15 protein-coding genes, 1 riboswitch and 1 other annotated feature are annotated in these 19,074 nt (G+C 42.5%); of the genes, 7 read left to right on the top strand and 8 right to left on the bottom strand.

Translation table 11 applies throughout. The annotated features are described in order from the left end of the window. Window positions 1-64 precede the first annotated feature (64 nt). Window positions 65-1,609, bottom strand: coding sequence for a zinc ABC transporter substrate-binding protein AdcA (locus tag IGJ42_RS06465; RefSeq protein WP_008381566.1), 1,545 nt, complete (start codon window positions 1,607-1,609; stop codon window positions 65-67). Between the two features lie 323 nt (window positions 1,610-1,932). Then, window positions 1,933-2,032, top strand: a riboswitch (TPP riboswitch). Between the two features lie 94 nt (window positions 2,033-2,126). On the opposite strand from IGJ42_RS06465, the gene IGJ42_RS06460 reads away from it, so the two are divergent. The 4 genes from IGJ42_RS06460 to IGJ42_RS06445 are packed head-to-tail and all read left to right on the top strand — an operon-like array spanning window position 2,127 to window position 5,361. Continuing rightward, complete coding sequence (locus IGJ42_RS06460; RefSeq protein WP_086332261.1) at window positions 2,127-2,750, top strand: YkoF family thiamine/hydroxymethylpyrimidine-binding protein; 624 nt, start codon at window positions 2,127-2,129, stop codon at window positions 2,748-2,750. Continuing rightward, on the top strand, window positions 2,743-3,345 hold the full coding sequence (locus IGJ42_RS06455) for an ECF transporter S component (protein WP_005236560.1): 603 nt from the start codon (window positions 2,743-2,745) through the stop codon (window positions 3,343-3,345). The genes IGJ42_RS06460 and IGJ42_RS06455 overlap by 8 nt, the downstream gene beginning before the upstream one ends. Continuing rightward, entirely contained in the window at window positions 3,342-4,754 is a 1,413-nt protein-coding gene (locus tag IGJ42_RS06450; RefSeq protein ID WP_086332260.1) for an ABC transporter ATP-binding protein, read from the top strand. Before IGJ42_RS06455 ends, IGJ42_RS06450 begins: the two co-directional genes overlap by 4 nt. Next, complete coding sequence (locus IGJ42_RS06445) at window positions 4,681-5,361, top strand: energy-coupling factor transporter transmembrane component T (RefSeq protein WP_005236565.1); 681 nt, start codon at window positions 4,681-4,683, stop codon at window positions 5,359-5,361. Before IGJ42_RS06450 ends, IGJ42_RS06445 begins: the two co-directional genes overlap by 74 nt. Before the next feature lie 62 nt (window positions 5,362-5,423). Here IGJ42_RS06445 and IGJ42_RS06440 read toward each other — a convergent pair whose 3' ends face one another. After that, window positions 5,424-5,942: a signal peptidase I gene (locus tag IGJ42_RS06440; protein ID WP_430616020.1), complete on the bottom strand. Its 519-nt coding sequence runs from the start codon at window positions 5,940-5,942 to the stop codon at window positions 5,424-5,426. A 178-nt stretch (window positions 5,943-6,120) separates the two neighbouring features. On the opposite strand from IGJ42_RS06440, the gene IGJ42_RS06435 reads away from it, so the two are divergent. Together IGJ42_RS06435 and proS are read left to right on the top strand one after the other, a co-directional pair. Continuing rightward, complete coding sequence (locus IGJ42_RS06435; protein ID WP_223347078.1) at window positions 6,121-7,962, top strand: hypothetical protein; 1,842 nt, start codon at window positions 6,121-6,123, stop codon at window positions 7,960-7,962. 96 nt (window positions 7,963-8,058) lie between these two features. Next, window positions 8,059-8,263 (top strand) — a binding site (T-box leader). Window positions 8,264-8,304: 41 nt separating this feature from the next. Further along, window positions 8,305-9,738 carry a proline--tRNA ligase gene (gene proS, locus IGJ42_RS06430; protein ID WP_086332256.1) on the top strand — a complete coding sequence of 478 codons (1,434 nt, stop codon included), beginning with the start codon at window positions 8,305-8,307 and terminating at the stop codon, window positions 9,736-9,738. A 47-nt stretch (window positions 9,739-9,785) separates the two neighbouring features. Here proS and IGJ42_RS06425 read toward each other — a convergent pair whose 3' ends face one another. The 6 genes from IGJ42_RS06425 to IGJ42_RS06400 all read right to left on the bottom strand — a co-directional run bounded on the left by IGJ42_RS06425 (window position 9,786) and on the right by IGJ42_RS06400 (window position 16,578). Next, window positions 9,786-10,790, bottom strand: a complete 1,005-nt coding sequence (locus IGJ42_RS06425; protein ID WP_005236575.1) for a lipoate--protein ligase — start codon at window positions 10,788-10,790, stop codon at window positions 9,786-9,788. Window positions 10,791-10,808: 18 nt separating this feature from the next. Beyond that, window positions 10,809-11,549 carry an MBL fold metallo-hydrolase gene (locus IGJ42_RS06420; RefSeq protein WP_005236590.1) on the bottom strand — a complete coding sequence of 247 codons (741 nt, stop codon included), beginning with the start codon at window positions 11,547-11,549 and terminating at the stop codon, window positions 10,809-10,811. 207 nt (window positions 11,550-11,756) lie between these two features. After that, window positions 11,757-12,542, bottom strand: coding sequence for a DUF975 family protein (locus IGJ42_RS06415; protein ID WP_223347077.1), 786 nt, complete (start codon window positions 12,540-12,542; stop codon window positions 11,757-11,759). 9 nt (window positions 12,543-12,551) lie between these two features. After that, the gene (locus IGJ42_RS06410) at window positions 12,552-13,634 is read right to left on the bottom strand and encodes a M42 family metallopeptidase (protein ID WP_005236602.1); all 1,083 of its coding nucleotides are present in this window, start codon (window positions 13,632-13,634) and stop codon (window positions 12,552-12,554) included. A gap of 135 nt (window positions 13,635-13,769) precedes the next feature. Beyond that, window positions 13,770-15,824 carry an FtsX-like permease family protein gene (locus IGJ42_RS06405; RefSeq protein WP_086332254.1) on the bottom strand — a complete coding sequence of 685 codons (2,055 nt, stop codon included), beginning with the start codon at window positions 15,822-15,824 and terminating at the stop codon, window positions 13,770-13,772. Then, a complete protein-coding gene (locus IGJ42_RS06400; RefSeq protein ID WP_005236606.1) occupies window positions 15,814-16,578 on the bottom strand; it encodes an ABC transporter ATP-binding protein in 765 nt (254 codons plus the stop codon). Before IGJ42_RS06400 ends, IGJ42_RS06405 begins: the two co-directional genes overlap by 11 nt. Window positions 16,579-16,864: 286 nt before the next feature. On the opposite strand from IGJ42_RS06400, the gene nrdD reads away from it, so the two are divergent. Beyond that, window positions 16,865-19,060, top strand: a complete 2,196-nt coding sequence (gene nrdD / locus IGJ42_RS06395) for an anaerobic ribonucleoside-triphosphate reductase (protein ID WP_005236607.1) — start codon at window positions 16,865-16,867, stop codon at window positions 19,058-19,060. Window positions 19,061-19,074 lie beyond the last annotated feature (14 nt).

The following is a 19,074-nucleotide window of genomic DNA, read 5'->3' as shown; positions in this document are numbered from 1 at the left end:
AAAATCTCGCTCCTTCCTATCAAGTTTACTTTGACGAAAAGAGCGAGGATTGTCAATCTTTTTTTTAATGGGAGAGCATTTCCTGTGCAATTTCTAATCCGCTCATCCCCGTTGGGTAATAGGTCGGCCAATGCTCCATTTCCTCTAGTAACGCTTCATGACTCTCGTTGCCAAAGTAGATATGGAAATGATGTGAAGCACCTGGTGCGATCATATGGTCGCTAAATTGGATATATTTGAACGCCGCATCTTCATCGGTGCTTTCAAATAAGAAGCGTACGCCACGATTACCAGCTGAGTAGTTCAAAACCTCTTTGCCAGTATACACATACTTGGCTTCTTTCTCTGTACCATCATCAAAAATAAATGTCATTGTATTGTCTGTGATCTTGATCTGAGCAACATCCGTTTGATACCCTGTCGTATAATACTCTTTGTATTCGTCAGCTGTCATTTTCTTGTCCATTTTTGCTTTATAATCAAACACTTGATCCAATGTTCCGTCTTGTAAAAATGGGTAAACGGATTGCCAGTCTCCTGCCCAGTCAGATAAAGGACGGTCTTGTACATCGGCATCCTCAAAGTAGCCGTTATAAACTGTTTTTTCTTTTTCGGCTTCAGCCATTTCTTTGTCATTTGCTACATCGGTGGTTTTTCTCAAGGCATCGCGGTTTTGCTCCATAATTGAAATGTAGTCTTCCCCGTTATCCATCTGCTCTTGGGTCAAGCCTTCTAATGGGTTCAAAACAGCTAATTCAACTCCTGCTTCTGACGCTAACGTCCGGGCAATGCTGTCTTTGGCATTTTCTTCAAAATAGATCGTCTGAATGCCTGTTTCTTGAACGAACTCTTTTAGTTCTGCGATCCGTGAAGCGGAAGGCTCTTCACTTGGTGAAAGACCGGAGATCGGAACTTGGGTCAATCCGTATTCTAAAGCTAAATAACCAAAAGCGGCGTGCTGCGTTACAAAATGATTTTGCGCCGGATTGCTAAATGCTTCTTCATACGATTCATGAAGATCTTGTAATTGTGCTAAATAATTTGCCGCATTTTCAGCAAAGGCTGTCGCTTTCGCTGGATAAGCCTCACTCAGCTGGTCACGGATCGCCTCTACTTGTTTCATGGCTAAGCTTGGGGCTAACCAGACATGGGGATCTAATTCATGAGAATGACCATCATCGCCGTGGTCATGATCGTGATCGTGGTCGTGGTCATCGTCACCGGGTAACAGGACCATTCCTTCTGTGGCTTTAACCACTGTCACATCCCCGTCATTTAACGTGGCTTCAATCGAAGGAACCCACATTTCCATGTTCTCATTGTTGTAGACGAAAACATCCGCATCTTGGATCTTTGCCATATCTTTTGCAGAAGGTTCATAATCGTGGGAATCAGTGCCTGCGGGCATCAATAATTCAACCTCCCCTTCATCCCCTACAACTTGACGAGCAAAATCATACATCGGATAAAACGTAGCCATGACCTGGATTTGTTCATTATCAGAAGCAGCGTTGCCTGATTGTTCAGTTGCATCAGAGCCTCCTTGTCCACAGGCCGCCAAAGCTAGGGCTACTGTTGATAACATCGTTATTTTAAAAAACTTCTTCATTTTCAAAATACACTCCTTTTTATTTTTCCATATTTCCTTTTCCTCGGCAAAACACTGATAAATCAATTACGATTTACAAAAACAAAACGTAACGTTTACGTTTTACCATCGGTTTTCTACTTTACACAACTATTTACTCCTTGTCAACAGCTTTTCAAGATGTTTTTTTATATGTAAAAACTTTCATATGTACCACTGCTGATATCATTATTAACTTACTGAATGGATCGGTTGATTCGGCAACAATCGGCAAATGACGAAAATCGCTATCTATTGTCCTTTGTCGCCTCCTGTGCTACACTCGAGGGGTAATTGAATACAAGATTATCCACTAGGGGCGCTTTATGCTGAGATAGACGTATGTCTGGTCCCTTAGAACCTGATTTGGTTAGTACCAACGTAGGGAAGTGGCAGCGCATGATTTTTCGCGTTCCCATTTTTTCTGTCTACGTGTGGATAGAAAAAGGAGGAACGCTTTTTTTGTAGACAGAAAAACCATCGAGAGGAGAAGAGAAAAATGACAAATGAACCAATCGCCTGTGCGGCAGATGGGATCGATATCACGGGGTGCCGAGTTAGCTTGTACCCAATGAAAGACCATTTCGCGCAACAAATTTTAACAAGTATCGAAAAAACGAATACGAGCGCTGTTTGGCAGCAGACCGATCTGTTCAGTACCCTTTTTCGAGGGGAAGCGCCTAGTGTCATAGACGCAGCAGAGGCGCTATTTATCAACGCCTACGAATCAAAGACACACCTCGTGGGTGAGTTTACTTTTTCCAAAGGCTGTCCCGGAGACAGTGCGGGTGACACATTCTTGAATGGCGAACAGGCGCAACCCAATAAAGGAAAGAACCTAGCGAATGGTGACTTTTTGGTTGATTGCAAATATTCGTTTTACGTATTTGGCGAAAATCATTATATGGAAGAAATCGCCACGATCGTCCAGCTGGCAGAGACTCATGGCTTGAGCCCTCGTTCTGCTCACTATGTGACGATGCTGACCGGATCAGCAAGCCAACTCTTTGCTTATTTTGAAGCCGCATTAGCTTATGCCCATGACCATCTCCCCCACTATGTTCTGGAAGCGACTGTTTCGGTCAACAGCCCTTCAAAAAAGGAGGCGATGCCACGTGACTAAGTGGGCTTTGAAAGATGTCATCATGGTAGGAATTGCTTCGTTGATTTTTGGCGTGATCTATCTTGGGGCTGTCCATTTCGGATTGTTGTTAGGTACGCTTCTAACGCCCTTTGGTTTATCTGTCTTAGCCAATGAGTTTATCTTTGGTGTTTGGTTCATGGCGGCAGCTTTTGCCGGATATGTGCTACGTAAGCCGGGAGCAGCTACGATCACTGAAATGATTGCGGCTCTTTTAGAAGTGTTTATGGGAAATTTTTATGGACCTATCATTTTTATTAGCGGTTTTGTACAGGGGATCGGAACAGAAGCCGGTTTTGCATTAGGCCGCTACCGACGATACGGGTGGTTCCCTTTAGTTACTGGAGCCGTGGGCGCCACGATCACGAGTTTTCTTTGGGGAATCATTCGGTCAAATTTCATTAACCTACAATGGCAGTTGCTGTTGGCGATCTTTCTTATTCGCTTGCTTTCTTCGTTATTCTTTTCAGCCTTTTTAGTGAAGATCGTCTGTGACCACTTGACACGGATGGGGGTCCTCAACAGTTACCCCATTGCTGAAGATCAAACGGTCATCGTCAAACGGAAAACCGCATGAGCCTGTCGGTAAAAAACGGCAGTTTTTTGGTGGATCAAAAGCGACTTGAATTGACTCTGTCTTTGGCCCCTGGTGAAACAAAAGGGATTTATGGTGCTTCAGGAACAGGAAAAAGCACCCTTTTCCATCTCTTAGCGGGACTAAATGAGAAGGGGTTTGATGGAGGGACGTATACGATTGACGGCCAAACGATGAACCAGCTTTCCATCCGGGAAAGAAGCACGTCCGTCAGCTTATTGTTTCAAAATCCTGATATGCAATTTTGCATGGCAACACCGCGAGAAGAGTTGCTTTTCTGTTTAGAGAATCAATGTATTTCCCAAAAAGACATGCCAAACAAAGTGGCTGAAGCTTTGGCATTTTGCGAGATTACCCACCTTGCTGATCAACCTTTCACGACCTTGTCTGGTGGTGAAAAACAGCTAGCCGCATTGGCTTGTTGTCTGATATTAAAAAGTCGTTACTTGCTTTTGGACGAACCCTTTGCCAATTTGGATTCGGACACAAGTCAAAAAGTCATACGAAAACTGCAGCAAATCCAACACAAAAATGCTCTTGGTATTTTATTGATCGATCATCAAATCAAAGAGACCGCTAACTGGGTCGATGAGTGGCTGCTGATTGAAGAGGAATTCAGAACGATCAATCAAGCAGCGCTCCGCCAACTTGATCAGCACCTACGCAAGTCGCTGCCGCTTGTGAACATTAAATCGACTTCTAACGAAAAACGGCTTTCATTTCAAAATTTCCGATTACCCATCCGAAACCATGAAATTGTTTTCCCAGATCTTGCCTTTGATAAGGGCTCACTGATTGGAATCACTGGACGTAGCGGCAGCGGCAAGTCTTCGTTTTTAAAAGCTATTTTACAGCAGCAGGCCTATAAAGGGGATATTCTTTTGGCAGGTAAACTAATCAAGAAGTATCCGTCACCTTTTCGCTCCATCAGTTGGATCATGCAAAATCCGCAAGACCAATTTTTGGCAGCTACCGTTGCGCAAGAGCTTAGCCAAGGAAGCGCCCCGACCGAGAGCGACAAACTACTCGAAAAATTGCGTCTGCAAAACAAGAGTGCCCAGTCGCCTTTTCTACTGAGTCAAGGACAGCAACGGCGCTTGGCTGTTGCCTCCTTACTGCAGCGCCCGGTCGACCTACTGCTAGTAGACGAGCCGACATATGGTCAAGATGTCACACAAGCTTGGCAGATCATGGAGCTATTAGCTGCTAAAGCAACCACTGGCACGTTAGTTTTGATCGTTAGTCACGATGTCTTATTGTTGCAACAGTTTTGCTCGCAAATCATTGATTTCAATTGCTATCAAAAGGAGGTCGCAGATGCGTACACTCAATCCCACAGTCAAGTTATTCGCCATTTTAGGACTCGCCTTAGTGGTTTCTTTTCAAAATAATTTCAGATTGAATTTATTGCTCTCTGTCCTATTCTTCGTTATTACTGTAAAAGAGCGCTCCTTGAAAAAAAGTCTTTTGCTCTTTTCTGCATTAACACTGGCAGCTGTTGGGGTCTTTTTCACTGGTCTCCTTTACTATCAAGACCATCAAGGCGCTCCCTCCTCAACGGCAGCTATTCACTATGGGCTTGACATGGCGAGCCGAATCTACTGCTTCGGTATTCTGGGAAGTTCTTTCAGTGTGACGACCACGATCAATGAATTGATTTATTCGCTGCAGCAACAGCTGCACCTGCCTGCCGTTTTTGCGTACGGTCTGCTCGCTGCGTTTCAAATTGCTCCGATCATTCCAGCAGAGTATCAAAACATCCGCAATAGCATGCGTTCCAGAGGAATCTCAGTCAATTCGTTTTCTTTCAAAATGTTGATTCCTTTACTCGTCAAATCCATTCGCTGGTCCGAACTTTTGGCGACGGCAATGCTTTCAAGAGGTTTCGACGGTGAAGGAACGCGAACTTATGCCAAGACATTTCGAATCACTTTTATGGATACGCTGTTTTTATCCTTATGTTTGATGGTGGGACTTGGCGGAACACTCATCCTATAAAGGGGAAAGAGACAAAAAGACAAAGAAACGTAAGGGTTTCTTTGTCTTTTTTCATTGATTTATTAAGAAGTGATCGTCTTTTTTACTGAACCAGATTTGATTTGGTAAAACGTAACAAACATCGTCGTTGCTAATATATACAAGGCGAAAAGAAGATACATGTTTTTAAACAGCTGGATCGTCGTTTGGTTCAACCAGGCCCCTACTTTAGGAATATAAAATATCGGCTGGCCAATCAATTGACTTTTTTGAATTTCGTTTGGTTCCATCTGATTTTGATTGTCGCCAATGGTGTAGAGCACCGATTGATTTTCCCCAACCGCAACGATTCGCCGCGTCCGCATCTGTCTACCTTGATCAACATAATACGTTACTTCGTTGCCAACCACTAAATTATCTTCAGAAGCTTTTTTTACAAAAAGGAGTGTCCCTTCAGAATATGTCGGTTCCATTGCATCACTAGCAACAATAGCCATTGTGAAACAAAACGCATGTGGGATCACCACAATTAGTACAGACAGCAGCATGAACATCAGTACAAAAAGTGAGAGCATGATACTTTGTTTTGGAAAAAGCTTCATTTTCTATTCTCCTTCTAAACCTCAGTTTCTTTTATGATTCTATAACATAACTCTATTTTTTTCAAACATTTAAAAACGTTTCGTTGAATTTTTATACGAAGATTACTCGATTATTATTTGACTTTATTTAATTATTTATATTATGCTAAAGGCGATTAAAAAACAGAGGAGAAAAAGTATGCCTTTTTTAAATAACAAGTTTTTTTTAAAGCGTTGGATTCCCTTCATCCTTCTGGTCCTATTTTTACTGGGAAGTATTGTCTTTTTTCTCGTTCTTTTTTTATTCCCAACTTCTGATATCCATGCAGTGGAGAAAAAGGAAGACTGGATTTTCTATGCTGAGGACAATCCCGAATCTACTTTTATTAGCCGTTATGTGAAACATTTACCTAGTGTAAAAGCCAATGATCGTTTTGTGATGAAGCGAAAAATGACCAACGATTATAAATACCCTACAATGTTACTAATTGGCGATCATCAACACATGACTGTCTATCTCGATGATCAAGAAATTTACACCAACGATGAGCCCAATGATCCACTGACTCTCAATCATCCAGGCAAAACATTGTCTTTTATCACCTTGCCTGAGGATTATGTTGGTAAAACCTTGAAAATATACGTGACTAGTCCTTTTGACACCTATTCTGGCTTCCCAGCAGAAGTCTTTTTTGGCCCTGCAAATGCACTGATCGGCTATGTCTTCAGTCTGTCAATTTTAAATATTTACATTCTTTTATTTACTGGTTTTATTTGTATCATCAATTTATTTTATGTCTTAGTTTCTTTTATCAATCAACGAAGGCTGAAAATATCTTCTCTCTTATTCAGCGGCTTTGCCTTAACAGCAGGCTTGGAAGCAGGCTTCAGCGATATGCTTGGTGGACTACTGTTTCCCCCAATCGTCAACTCTGTAATGTTAAATATTCTTTCTATTATTACACCAATGTTTTTGATCGGCTTTTACTGCACGAATATGCATTTTATTCGCAAGTACTACCAGAAATGGTTATACTTTCACTATTCATTCGGTCTGTTAGCGATACTTTTCGCACTTTTCCAAGCACAAAGTTTGCCCGTCATCATGAATTATATGTTCTTGTTGAATATTACCAGTACCTTCGTTACTTCTTTTGCAGCAATTTATGAAGCATTGAAAAAAAATCCTTTTTATGTCATTTGTGCGCCTTGGATCGTGATTGCGGCTATCGGTCATTGTTTCTTGTATATTCAGGATATTTTAGTTTTGCCACAATCTGATATCAATTGGCGTTCGATCATCTTTTTCTTATTAATTATCATTTTTACTTGCTACGGCTTCCTTGAACTCTTTTTTGCCAGCGAGGGTAAAAATAAGCAGATCGATACGGCAGACATCAAAGTGCGTTTATATGAGAATCAACAAGCGATCAGCCCTGAACAAACGTTAAAATGGCAGCAAGTTTTACGGACCATCAAACAAAGAACCCATACGGTCAAGGATATGTTAGAAGATCAGCAGTTGGCAGCGGCCTATGAAGGCCTTAGTGAGATTGAAGAACAGATCAAGCAGCAGTTAACGAGTCCTTCCGTTGAAAAAGAATCACTCACGACGATGCTGCTTGCTAATTATAAACACACAGCTGCTCAAAAAAGGATCACCTTTGCCTGTGATGGCATCATAGAACCACTGGAACAATTGGCGGAAAATGATCGTCTATCCTTGATCGCTCATTGCCTAGAGTACGCCATCCGATACACTTGTGCGGTCACTGATCCTCAAAAGCGAAGACTCGCGTTGAGGGTGAATGACACGAACGGCCAGTTGCATATCGACTGCCAAATGCCGCTTCTCTCAAATGAAGAAGCAGAAAAACTACAGAACAATGAAACCAAACGACAGGCGATGCAGGCTGACATGCAAATGCTAGAACAACTTTGTTTAGCCTACCAAGGAAGTATCCGGATTGAAGAAACTGACGGGCTTCACCTCTTGCATTTGACACTTAGGGCGAAAATAGATCCGCTGTCTTTCGACTGACCGTCTTGCTACATTAGTTTTAAAGGAGCGATTTTAAGAAAAAGCGAAAAAACTCTTGCTTTTTTCGCTTTTTCGCTTTAGCATGATAAAGAACAGCAACAAGCATTGGAATAGTAGTTTTATGATGGTCTTAGAGAGTCGATGGCAGCTGAAAAATCGACACCCACTGATAAAATGAACCTACCCAATGGCAATGACCGCAAAACGGTCGGTGGAAAGGCCTTATCCTTTACGAGTTGGATTATCCCGATAGATAATCAACAAAGGTGGTACCGCGAAATCCAAGCATTTCGTCCTTTTTTAGGACGAGATGCTTTTTTATTTTTTTAAGGAGGAAAAAGAATGACACAAAAAAATGATTTTACAGAATGGTATATCCAAACGATCCAAAAAGCCGAATTGATGGCTTACTCCCCAGTGAAAGGCTCCATTATTTTCCGTCCTGACGGCTTCGAACTTTGGGAGCATATCCAAGAAGAGTTCAATCGATTCTTGAAAAAAGAGGGCATTCGTAATGCGTACTTCCCAATGCTGATTCCGCAAAATTTCTTTATGAAAGAAGCCGATCATATTGAAGGTTTTGCGCCTGAATTGCCATGGGTCACAGAAGTCGGCAATGAAAAATTGGAAGAACCTTTGGCCTTGCGTCCAACCTCAGAAACCATGATTGGCTCTGCCTTTTCTGATTGGATCAACTCCTACCGTGACCTGCCTTATGAAATTAATCAATGGGCAAACGTCTTTCGTTGGGAAAAGAAAACATTGCCTTTCTTGCGTACCTCAGAGTTTTTATGGCAAGAAGGCCATACCGCTCATGAAAACGAAGAAGATGCACGTCAACGCACCATGAAAATCTTGGATGAATATGCCCGCCTTTGCGAAGAATTCCTAGCGATCCCTGTTTATCGCGGACAAAAAACCCCTTCTGAGCGTTTTGCTGGAGCAGTTGATACTTATTCGATCGAAGCGATGATGAAAGACGGCAAAGCAGTCCAAGCAGGAACCAGCCACTACATGGGGACAAAATTTGCTGAAGCATTTGATATTACGTATTTAACGAAAGAAAACAAGCATGTCCATGCCCACACAACCTCTTGGGGTGTCTCTACCCGCTTGTTGGGGGCCTTGATCATGACCCATGGCGATGAAAATGGGTTAGTTTTCCCACCAACCATTGCACCAACCCAAGTTGTGTTGTTACCAGTCGGTCCATGGAAAAAGAATCCAGCCATCTTAGAAAAATTAGAAGAACTGTATGCTAACTTTAAAGCCAAGGGCATTCGTGTTCGATTGGATGATTCTGATAACTCACCTGGCTATAAGTTCAATGAATGGGAACTAAAAGGCGCTTGCTTGCGAATCGAATGTGGCCCAAGAGATTTAGAAGCTGGCAAAGTGATGGTCAAAGTCCGCGACTTGGCTGACAAGCAAACAGTCGCCCTTGAGCACTTGGAAGCCTTCGTTGATCAAGAACTGCAAGCAATGCCCCCACGCTTATTGGCAGCTGCGAAGGAACGTAACAAAGATAATGAGTACACCAACATCGATACATTGGATGAACTAAAAGCCCATATCGAAACGTGCAAACAAGAAGACAAAGTGACTGGCTTTGTTTTGATCGGTTGGGACGGCTCGGAAGAAACGGAAGCGAAAATCAAAGAAGAAACCGGCTTTACTACCCGAAACATTCCGTTTGAAGCACCAATGGAAAAAACAGTCGATATCGTCAGTGGCAAACCTGCCAAGCATACCGTTTGGATCGCCCGCGCATACTAATAGAAAAAACGAAGCAGCCAGATTGAAAAGGCTGCTTCGTTTTTTGATTAATAAATCAATGAAAGAAAATCTTCAGGCGTGATGTTGCCAAAATATTTTTTAACATCAATGTTGGCGATGACTTGTGCCAAATCTTCCTTGGCATAACGAGTTCCGATCAGGGCTTGTTCGACATCTGCAATGTCCCCTAGTCCGAAAAAGTCGCCAAAGATTTTGGCATCCGTGATTTTTCCTTCTGCCACATTCAAACGAACTTCGATGGAGCCGATTGGGAAGCGATGACGGCGTTCAATATCAAAAGCTGGTGATTTACCGTAATTCCAATCCCAGTTGCGATAATACTTATCGGAAATCTCATTGATCTTGACCCAATCCTCTTCAGTCAGTTCATAGGTTTTGACTTCTTCCACGGAATCGACACCAAAAATCTTCAATAAGATTTCTTGACGGAACTCTTCAGTCGTCATGTCTTGCTTCTCTTTTGGCAAGAATGGTTTGATGTTTGTCACTCTTGAGCGGATCGATTTGATGCCTTTTGATTCGATTTTGTCTTTGCGGACTTTCAAGGCGTTGACCACTTCATTGATGTCACTGTCAAACATGATCGTCCCATGAGCAAACATCCGGCCATTCGTTGCGTACATCGCATTCCCAGAAAACTTCATGTCATTGATCACAAGGTCGTTGCGCCCTTTTAGTTGCGCCCCTTCAACCCCCATCTCATGCAAGGCTTGGACGATTGGTTTGGTCAGTTTTTCAAAATCTCTGAAAGAATTGCCATCGTCAGGCATAATAAAGCTGAAATTCAAGTTTCCGAAATCATGATAGACTGCACCGCCGCCGCTGAAACGACGAACGACATGAATCCCATGTTCATCCACATATTCCTTATTGATCTCTTCGATCGTATTTTGATTGCGTCCAATGATAATCGATGGTTCATTAATGTAAAAAAGTAAGATGGGTTCATCCACTTTCATTTCTTGAAGAAGAAAAATCTCGATGGCTAAATTGATGCGTGGATCGTTCAGTTCATTCGGTACAAAAAGCATACTATTCGTTCCTCCTAATTAGATGATTTCTACTATTTTTTGAACAGCCGCCAACTCAACAGGGATTCCATTGGCAGCTAGTGCAGCCTCTTCTCGTAACTGTTCTAAGTCACCATGTTGCGGCAAATGCGTCAACATTAATTTTTTCACCTGCGCTGCATGGGCGATCTCCCCTGCTTCTTTTGAAGTAAAATGTGCCTTGTGCCGCTCATTTCCTGCAAAAAGATAGGTATCTGCCAAGAATAAGTCAGCCCCTTCAGCAAACGGAACGAAAGATTCTAAATAGCCAGAGTCTCCAGTAAAAACAAAGACCTTGCCCGTGCTTTTCTCAACAAATCGCATGGCATAGCAAGTGACTGGATGGATCGTTTTCATAAAGGTAATCGTGAACGGGCCCAATTCCAACGACTCAGACTGAAGGTAATCAAATCCTTGGGTCACTCCCGGCATCGTCAGACTTTCAAAATGAACCCTGTCCTCCCCATGACCGTAGATCGGCAAAACCTGCCGTTCTTCGTTTTCGGGATATAATTGCCAATAGTATTGTAATACCCCCAGATCCGCAATATGATCGTGATGGTAATGTGTCAAAATCACTGCATCTAAGTCTAAGGGATCAAGGATCTTTTCTAATTGGACCAAGGTGGTACTTCCCGCATCAAGCAGCAAATGAAAGCCATCTGACTCTACTAAATAGCCAGTAGTCCCTTCACCATTATACGGATAGGCACCTAAACAACCTAAGACAGTTATTTTCACATGTGTTTCCTCCTCTTTGGCTCCAGCTGATTTTCTACTTCTTTTATGCTATCACATCTCAGCTGATTTGACTAAAATCTGACCATTTTTTTTGCGAAAAAGGATCAAGAAAATGAGAAAAAAACGACGTCTATTGATGAATCCCTTGAATGAGTGTTCAACTCTATCCTTAAGGAACCATTCCAATGGTACGTCGTCTTTTTTTGCTTATCTGATCAGCGCTCGTTGTTCATTGATCAATTCTTCATAGAATGCTGCGTTGACCGCATACGCATAGGCGTTTGCCCACAACATCCCAATCATAAGCGCCAAGAAACCCAGAATAAACCAGCCAATCAATGATAATTGCAGCCAAATGTATTGGCCCAGATGCGGTCGCAAGAGAGCGAAAGCTGCTTTAATTGATTGAAGAACCCCTAATTCCGGCTGATCATAGCGTAGATAGATTGCTAATTGGATCACACCAGTAACGACTTGCGACAAAAAGAAGAACAAGATGATGGAGAGAATCGTCCCAATAACAAAAGCGATCGAACCGTTAAACATCGATACATCAATAGAAATTCCCCGATTAAAATTGAATACCAAGCCCAAATATTGATTAAGGCCTGATAAGACAAATTGCGGCAAGAAAATCGCAAAACTCAAAAGATAATTTAAAAGCGCGCTCACTAAATTTAGTAGCAAAAACGGTACATACAGACGCTTATCAAAGACGAGAAAAATATCCGCCACCTGGATTCCTCTGCCACGAACCAGATAGAGTGCCATAATACTCAATGCTACTGAAAAAGCAAAGAAGACAAAATTGTCCAAGATCAGATCGATCCAGCTCTCTGCATTGTTTGCACCAAAAGAAGTCCCAATACTACTAAAAAGCGAGCTGACCACCGCTTGTACCGCAACCGTTGCTAAAATACTCAAGACGAACGTTCCCCAGAATCCGCGCAAGGAGTTTTTAGCCGTCTCTCGAATCATTGTATTTGATCTCATAGACTCACCTTAATAACTGCGCAATGCTTTAACGGTCTTATCGTCTAAGCGGCGAACCACTTCCGTTACAAGCTTGACTGTATTGAAGTAGTCATCCTCATGAATGACAGAAGTATGAGAATGCAGGTAACGAACTGGCACAGTAATAGCGATCGAAGGAACCCCATCACGAGTCAAATGCATTTGACCAGCATCGGTTCCCCCACCAGTGATCACGGTATATTGGAAAGGAATTTCCATCTCTTCGGCGACATCGATCACAAAATCCAATAATTTCTTGTGAGGAATCATGGAAGCATCGAAAATCAAGACTTGTGGGCCTTTTCCTAACACAGAATCCGCTTCTTTTGGTGTCATTCCAGGTGTGTCCCCAGCGGTACCAGTATCTAGGGCGATAGCGATATCAGGATTCACTAAGTGAGTGCTTGTTCGCGCACCTCGTAGTCCAACTTCTTCCATCACGTCACTGCCGGCAAACAAGCAGTTTGGATGTCCTTCGGCTGCCAAGGTTTCTAATACCCGTAGTGATACCGCCGTACCAATTCGATTGTCCCATGCTTTGGCTAGCAAAAATTTGCTGTCGTTCATCCGTTTGTATTGGATATAGGGGGTGATCATGTCTCCAGGACGGATGCCCCAGCCTTTGGCTTCCTCTTCGCTTGACGCGCCGATATCGATGAACATATCTTTGATATCGTAAGGTTTGTTTCGAGTCTCTGGACTCAACACATGGGGTGGTTTTGAGCCGACGACACCGTGGATCAATTTGCCATCATTGGTTTTGATCTCCACTTGCTGTGCCAGCATCACTTGCCCCCACCAGCCACCAAGGGTTTGAAATTCGATAAAGCCTTTTTCCGTAATTTTCGTTACCATAAAGCCGACTTCATCCATATGTCCCGAAATAAAAATTTTCGGACCGCCGCCATCACCAACATGTTTCGCAATGACACTTCCTAAACCATCAAAAAAGATATCTTCAGCAAAGTCTTTGGCATATTCTTTAAAGACTTCACGCACTTCCTCCTCATTCCCAGGAACCCCACGTGCAGTCGTTAGGTCTATTAAAAGCTGTTCTTCTTTTTTCTCCATCTTGCTTCCTCCTTTGTCTCATTGATTATGATTATACCATTCTCTTAATCTGGTGCCAGAGGGAAATACAAAAAGATTGGTTAAATAAAAAAAAACGATCCTAGTTTCCTAGAATCGTTTTATCGTATAAATAGATCAAGTTTCAATAATCCGCAGACACAGCTTGACGGTAATCAAATAGGCAAATAGATAGACAACTGCTGCTACTCCTGCAAACAAATGAGCGACCCAGTACCCGGGACTGTCGATGATCTGTGTGAAAGTATTGATGGCAAATACCGCATGCAAAATCGCCAATAAGGTGCCAGGCATAAAAATCCAAATGTTTTGCCAGTACACCAACTTGCGCACTTCATTACGGGTGTAGCCTAATTTTGTCAATAGTCGGTAATTGTACTTTTCCCGCTCCGTGTTAGAAAATTGCCGAACGATCAAACTACTAGACGTGGTGATCAAAACGATCACCCCAACAAATAGCGATACGAACAAAATGATTCCTGCTTGTCGTCGCACCCCGCGCATTGTTGTAAAGCGATTGGCTAACGTTAGCCGATATGCGGTCGTCTGACCACTATCGCTACTTGAATCCCGAGCGGTCTCTGGATAAAAGCGTACGTTTTTTTGGTCGTCGCTAAATTCATAGGTCAATGGATGCGCCCACTCGATTGGCAGCTCTTCATCCAACAACTGTGTCAGCGCGTCTGTTTGCACCTTTTCGGTCTGTAAATAAGCAATGGTATAGGTGAATCCTTTGATTTGTTGGTACGCCTCATCTTGAATGACAAGGACATTGGGTAAAGAATAGCGTAAAGCACTATCACCAAAATAATCTTGTTCGGCTTGAATGAGTTTGAACGTATGTTGACTGCCGATTTTGACCTCATCGCGATAGGTGATAAACGAACGAGTCACATCGTATTGACTGTCAAAAAGCACCGCTTGTTTATCGGTACTCAGTTGAATCTCCGGGGCATCGGGAACCAGTTTTCGCAGACGCTGATAATCAGAAAAAGCGACCAGATTCACCATGATATTTTCAATATTTTCGTCTTGCAACTCTCCAAGGTAACGGGTTTGAACCGTCATATTGGTCATTTTATAGGGAATCGATTGTTCGGCAATAATCGGTGTATCGGCTTTTTCTAAAAGGTCCCGCAAGGTATCTGTCTGCTCTCCTGACACCTGAAAGGAAGTTGGATAGATACGGTTCGTTGCTTGGTAATTCAAAGAGATGACCCCCATTGTTCCCCCGATCAATGAAATCGCGATTGCAGTGATGATCGTCAAAAGGGCGTAGCTTTTCCACGTCCTTTGCAAGTAAGCACGCACGTTATTGTAAGCAATCAACTTCGCCCCTTTGATAAGGCGTTTTTTTGGTTTACTCAAAAAATACAATAGTGCTGGCAAGGAACAATCAAAAAAGAGATAAGTTGCCGTTATACAGCAAAATAGAATCAGTAAAGGGATCCATAGAATCGCTGAAAAATCTTGCGTATACGTGATATAGTTGGTCCATGTTTCCCTTAGGGTCAATGACAGATAATACCCTACCCCAAGTAAAATCAGACCTAGGACCCCCATCAATGTACGAAACGGAGTCATTTTCATTTTTTTGATCGGTAAGCGGTATTCGGTCTTGATCAATTCACTCATTGGGGTACGCCAAACAAAAAGGATCACTTGAATACTCAATATAATCATTGCGGCGATAAAGACAAAGACCGTCGAAAAAATCGATTGCGGTGAATTAAAGAAATGACTGGTCAAATTTAGGCCCATCGCCCGAATCAAAATCATTGAGAAGAATTTTGAAAAAATAATTCCCATAAAGATACCGGTCACTAGAGAGAAAAAATTTAGTAAAAACGTTTCCCGTAGCAACAGCCAAGCAAGACGACCTTGCCGCAACCCCAAAAGCTGGTAAACACTGATTTCTTTTTGTCGCTGACTAAGAAAAAAATGATTGGCACTCAGCATAAAAAACAAGACGACAAAGGCAACCACACTGCTGCCGAATCCTAAAACCCCTTCAATGCGGATGTCTTGCTGGACCCGTTGATTCAGCAGACGATCATTCATCAAGGCGTTAAAGGAATAAAAAATCATCACGGCGGTCATCATACAAATAAAATACACCATATAATTGCGAAACTGCCGCAAAAAACTCCGCCAGCCGATTTTAAACAACATGGCGCGGACCGCCTCCAATCGTAGCCTGCATATCGATGATTTTTTCGAAAAATTCCTGACGGCTGCCTTTTTTGACAACTTCCGCAAAGAAGACACCATCGCGAATGAACAGAATCCGATTGCAGTAGCTGGCGGTAAAAGGATCGTGGGTGACCATCAAGATCGTCGTTTTTTCTTGTTGATTGATTTGCGCTAAATACCGTAACAATTCTGTTGCCGCTTTTGAATCAAGGGCTCCCGTGGGTTCATCAGCAAAAAGGACCGCCGGACGACTGATGATCGCCCGAGCAGCAGCGACCCTTTGTTTTTGCCCTACAGACAATTCTTCTGGGTAGCGATCCAACAAGTGTTCGATCCCTAACAAATTGGCCGTCTCCTCGATACGTACTTGGGTTTCCTTCACGGGCAAGCGATCAATCGCTAAAGGCAGCAAAATATTGTCTCTGGCTGTCAATGTCTCTAAAAGATTAAAATCTTGAAAGATGAAGCCAATCTGCTGACGGCGAAAATCGCTGAGGGCTTTTTCCGACATTCGGGTAATGTCTTTGCCATCGATATAGATCGAGCCTAAGCTAGGTCGCATGATTGAAGACAAAAGATTCATCAAGGTCGTTTTCCCGGCACCGCTTGGCCCCATGACCCCAACAAATTCTCCTTGATCCACTGCAAAAGAAAGGTTATCTAATACTTTGGTTTGATTGAAACGGGTGCCGTAACTTTTTGTCAGATGCTTCACATCGATCATATTTTTCACACAGAACCCTCCTTTAAAAAAATTCTCTCCTTATGGTAGCATACTTTATCATTGAATACTTCTGCTTCAAAACAGAGAAAAAATAAATTTAAAAAAGTTTTTATTCATTATGTGAAACATGGAACAACCAAATCCTTAATCTTATCAAGTTTTCTCGAAAACACCTCAATGAATATACACCATATATTGTGTATATCCAAAACACAAACCCTTTTCGAATACTATATATAGTTGCTCATTTCTACAATTTGTTTTATTATATTGTGGAAGATAAGGAGTGGTAGAAATGATGAACATTAAGAGAAATCCTGAGCAAGGGTTGGAAAGACAGTCCGCTTTGCGTCAGTTAAAAATCGTAAAACGTGATGGACGGCTTGTCGATTTTGATGATCAAAAAATTTATGATGCGTTAGTGAAAGCCCTGAGAAAAATCAACGGTGAGCTTTCTCCCATCGACCACGAAAAAATCACCGAGATCGTTGACAGTGTCGATCACGAGATCGCGGAACGTTTTCGTACAAATGTAAAAATCTATGAGATCCAAAATATCGTCGAGCATATCTTGTTAGCAAAGAACGAGTATGCCTTGGCTGAAGAATATATCAACTACCGGACCCATCGTGATTTCGAACGCAGCAAAGCAACAGACATCAACTTTACGATCAATAAATTGATGAATAAAGATCAATCGGTCGTCAATGAAAATGCCAATAAGGATAGTAACGTGTTCAACACACAACGTGATTTGACCGCTGGGATCGTAGGAAAATCGATTGGTTTGAAAATGCTGCCTCCTCACGTGGCAAATGCCCACCAAAAAGGCGACATTCATTACCATGACTTGGATTATCATCCATATACCCCAATGACTAACTGCTGCCTAATCGATTTTAAAGGCATGCTAAATAATGGATTTAAAATTGGGAACGCCGAAGTGGAATCGCCAAAATCGATCCAAACGGCCACCGCTCAAATCTCACAAATCATTGCAAATGTAGCATCGAGTCAATATGGTGGCTGTTCTGCTGATCGAACAGATGAATTATTGGCTCCTTTTGCTGAGTTGAATTACCAAAAACATTTAAAAGATGCCGAAGAATGGATTGAGACACCCGAACGTCGGGAAGCTTACGCGAAGAGCAAAACCCGCAAAGATATCTACGATGCAATGCAAAGTCTAGAATACGAAATCAATACGTTATTCACCTCTAACGGACAAACGCCGTTTACTTCCCTTGGCTTTGGTTTAGGAACCAACTGGTTCGAACGGGAAATTCAACGAGCGATTCTCCAAATTCGCATCAACGGGTTAGGCAGTGAAAAGCGTACTGCTATTTTCCCGAAATTGATTTTTAGTATTCGCCGTGGGGTCAACTTGGCACCTACCGATCCGAACTATGATATTAAAGAACTGGCTTTAGAATGTGCCACTAAACGGATGTATCCGGATATTTTGAATTATGATAAATTGGTTGAATTGACTGGCAGCTTTAAAGTGCCGATGGGCTGTCGTTCTTTCTTGCAAGGCTGGAAAAACGAACGTGGTGAAGAAATCAATGTCGGTCGGATGAATCTAGGTGTCGTGACATTGAATATTCCACGGATCGCCTTAGAAGCAAATGGCGATCAAGAAAAATTCTGGTCACTGCTGGAGGACCGTCTGCAAATCGTTAAAGATGCCCTTGTCTATCGAGTGGAACGCTGTAAAGAAGCGAGTCCCGCCAATGCGCCGATCCTTTATATGTATGGGGCTTTCGGTGAACGTTTGGATCGCAAAGACAATGTCAACGAATTATTCAAAAACAAACGTGCCACTGTTTCGCTTGGTTACATTGGTTTATACGAAGCTGCTTCGGCTTTTTACGGTGGAACTTGGGAACAAGACCCAGAAGCAAAGGCCTTTACGATGGCGATCGTGAAAGAATTGAAAGCTCATGCCGATGCCTGGGGCGATGAATACGGCTATCATTTCAGTGTGTACTCGACCCCTAGTGAAAGCTTGACCGATCGTTTCTGTCGCTTAGATACCGAAAAATTCGGTGAAGTTGAAAATATTACCGACAAAGAATATTATACCAATAGCTTCCACTATGATGTGCGGAAAAATCCGACACCATTTGAGAAACTTGATTTTGAAAAGGACTATCCAAAATACTGTTCTGGTGGCTTTATTCATTACTGTGAATATCCAGTCTTGCAGCAAAATCCAAAAGCGTTAGAAGCAGTTTGGGATTACGCATATGATCGGGTCGCTTATCTTGGAACAAATACCCCTATCGACCACTGTTACGAGTGCGGATATGAAGGAGACTTTAATCCAACCGAACGAGGCTTTGAATGTCCACAATGTGGCAATCACGATCCAAAAAGTTGTGATGTTGTCAAAAGAACCTGCGGGTATCTTGGAAATCCTCAAGCTCGCCCGATGGTCAACGGTCGTCACAAAGAAATCTCTGCTCGGGTCAAACATTTGCAAGAATAATCATAAAAGGAGTG

Source organism: Enterococcus sp. DIV1067f (assembly GCF_050543505.1).
Lineage (GTDB): Bacteria > Bacillota > Bacilli > Lactobacillales > Enterococcaceae > Enterococcus_D > Enterococcus_D entomosocium.
The sequence above is the reverse complement of the archived record's forward strand: the minus strand, read 5'-3'. Positions and strand labels throughout refer to the sequence as shown.

Coding starts and splice junctions, on each gene's coding strand:
- IGJ42_RS06465 (WP_008381566.1), bottom strand. CDS start 1,609: ATGAAGAAGTTTTTTAAAATAACGATGTTATCAACAGTAGCCCTAGCT.
- IGJ42_RS06460 (WP_086332261.1), top strand. CDS start 2,127: ATGACAAATGAACCAATCGCCTGTGCGGCAGATGGGATCGATATCACG.
- IGJ42_RS06450 (WP_086332260.1), top strand. CDS start 3,342: ATGAGCCTGTCGGTAAAAAACGGCAGTTTTTTGGTGGATCAAAAGCGA.
- IGJ42_RS06445 (WP_005236565.1), top strand. CDS start 4,681: ATGCGTACACTCAATCCCACAGTCAAGTTATTCGCCATTTTAGGACTC.
- IGJ42_RS06440 (WP_430616020.1), bottom strand. CDS start 5,942: ATGAAGCTTTTTCCAAAACAAAGTATCATGCTCTCACTTTTTGTACTG.
- IGJ42_RS06435 (WP_223347078.1), top strand. CDS start 6,121: ATGCCTTTTTTAAATAACAAGTTTTTTTTAAAGCGTTGGATTCCCTTC.
- proS (WP_086332256.1), top strand. CDS start 8,305: ATGACACAAAAAAATGATTTTACAGAATGGTATATCCAAACGATCCAA.
- IGJ42_RS06425 (WP_005236575.1), bottom strand. CDS start 10,790: ATGCTTTTTGTACCGAATGAACTGAACGATCCACGCATCAATTTAGCC.
- IGJ42_RS06415 (WP_223347077.1), bottom strand. CDS start 12,542: ATGAGATCAAATACAATGATTCGAGAGACGGCTAAAAACTCCTTGCGC.
- IGJ42_RS06410 (WP_005236602.1), bottom strand. CDS start 13,634: ATGGAGAAAAAAGAAGAACAGCTTTTAATAGACCTAACGACTGCACGT.
- IGJ42_RS06405 (WP_086332254.1), bottom strand. CDS start 15,824: ATGTTGTTTAAAATCGGCTGGCGGAGTTTTTTGCGGCAGTTTCGCAAT.
- nrdD (WP_005236607.1), top strand. CDS start 16,865: ATGATGAACATTAAGAGAAATCCTGAGCAAGGGTTGGAAAGACAGTCC.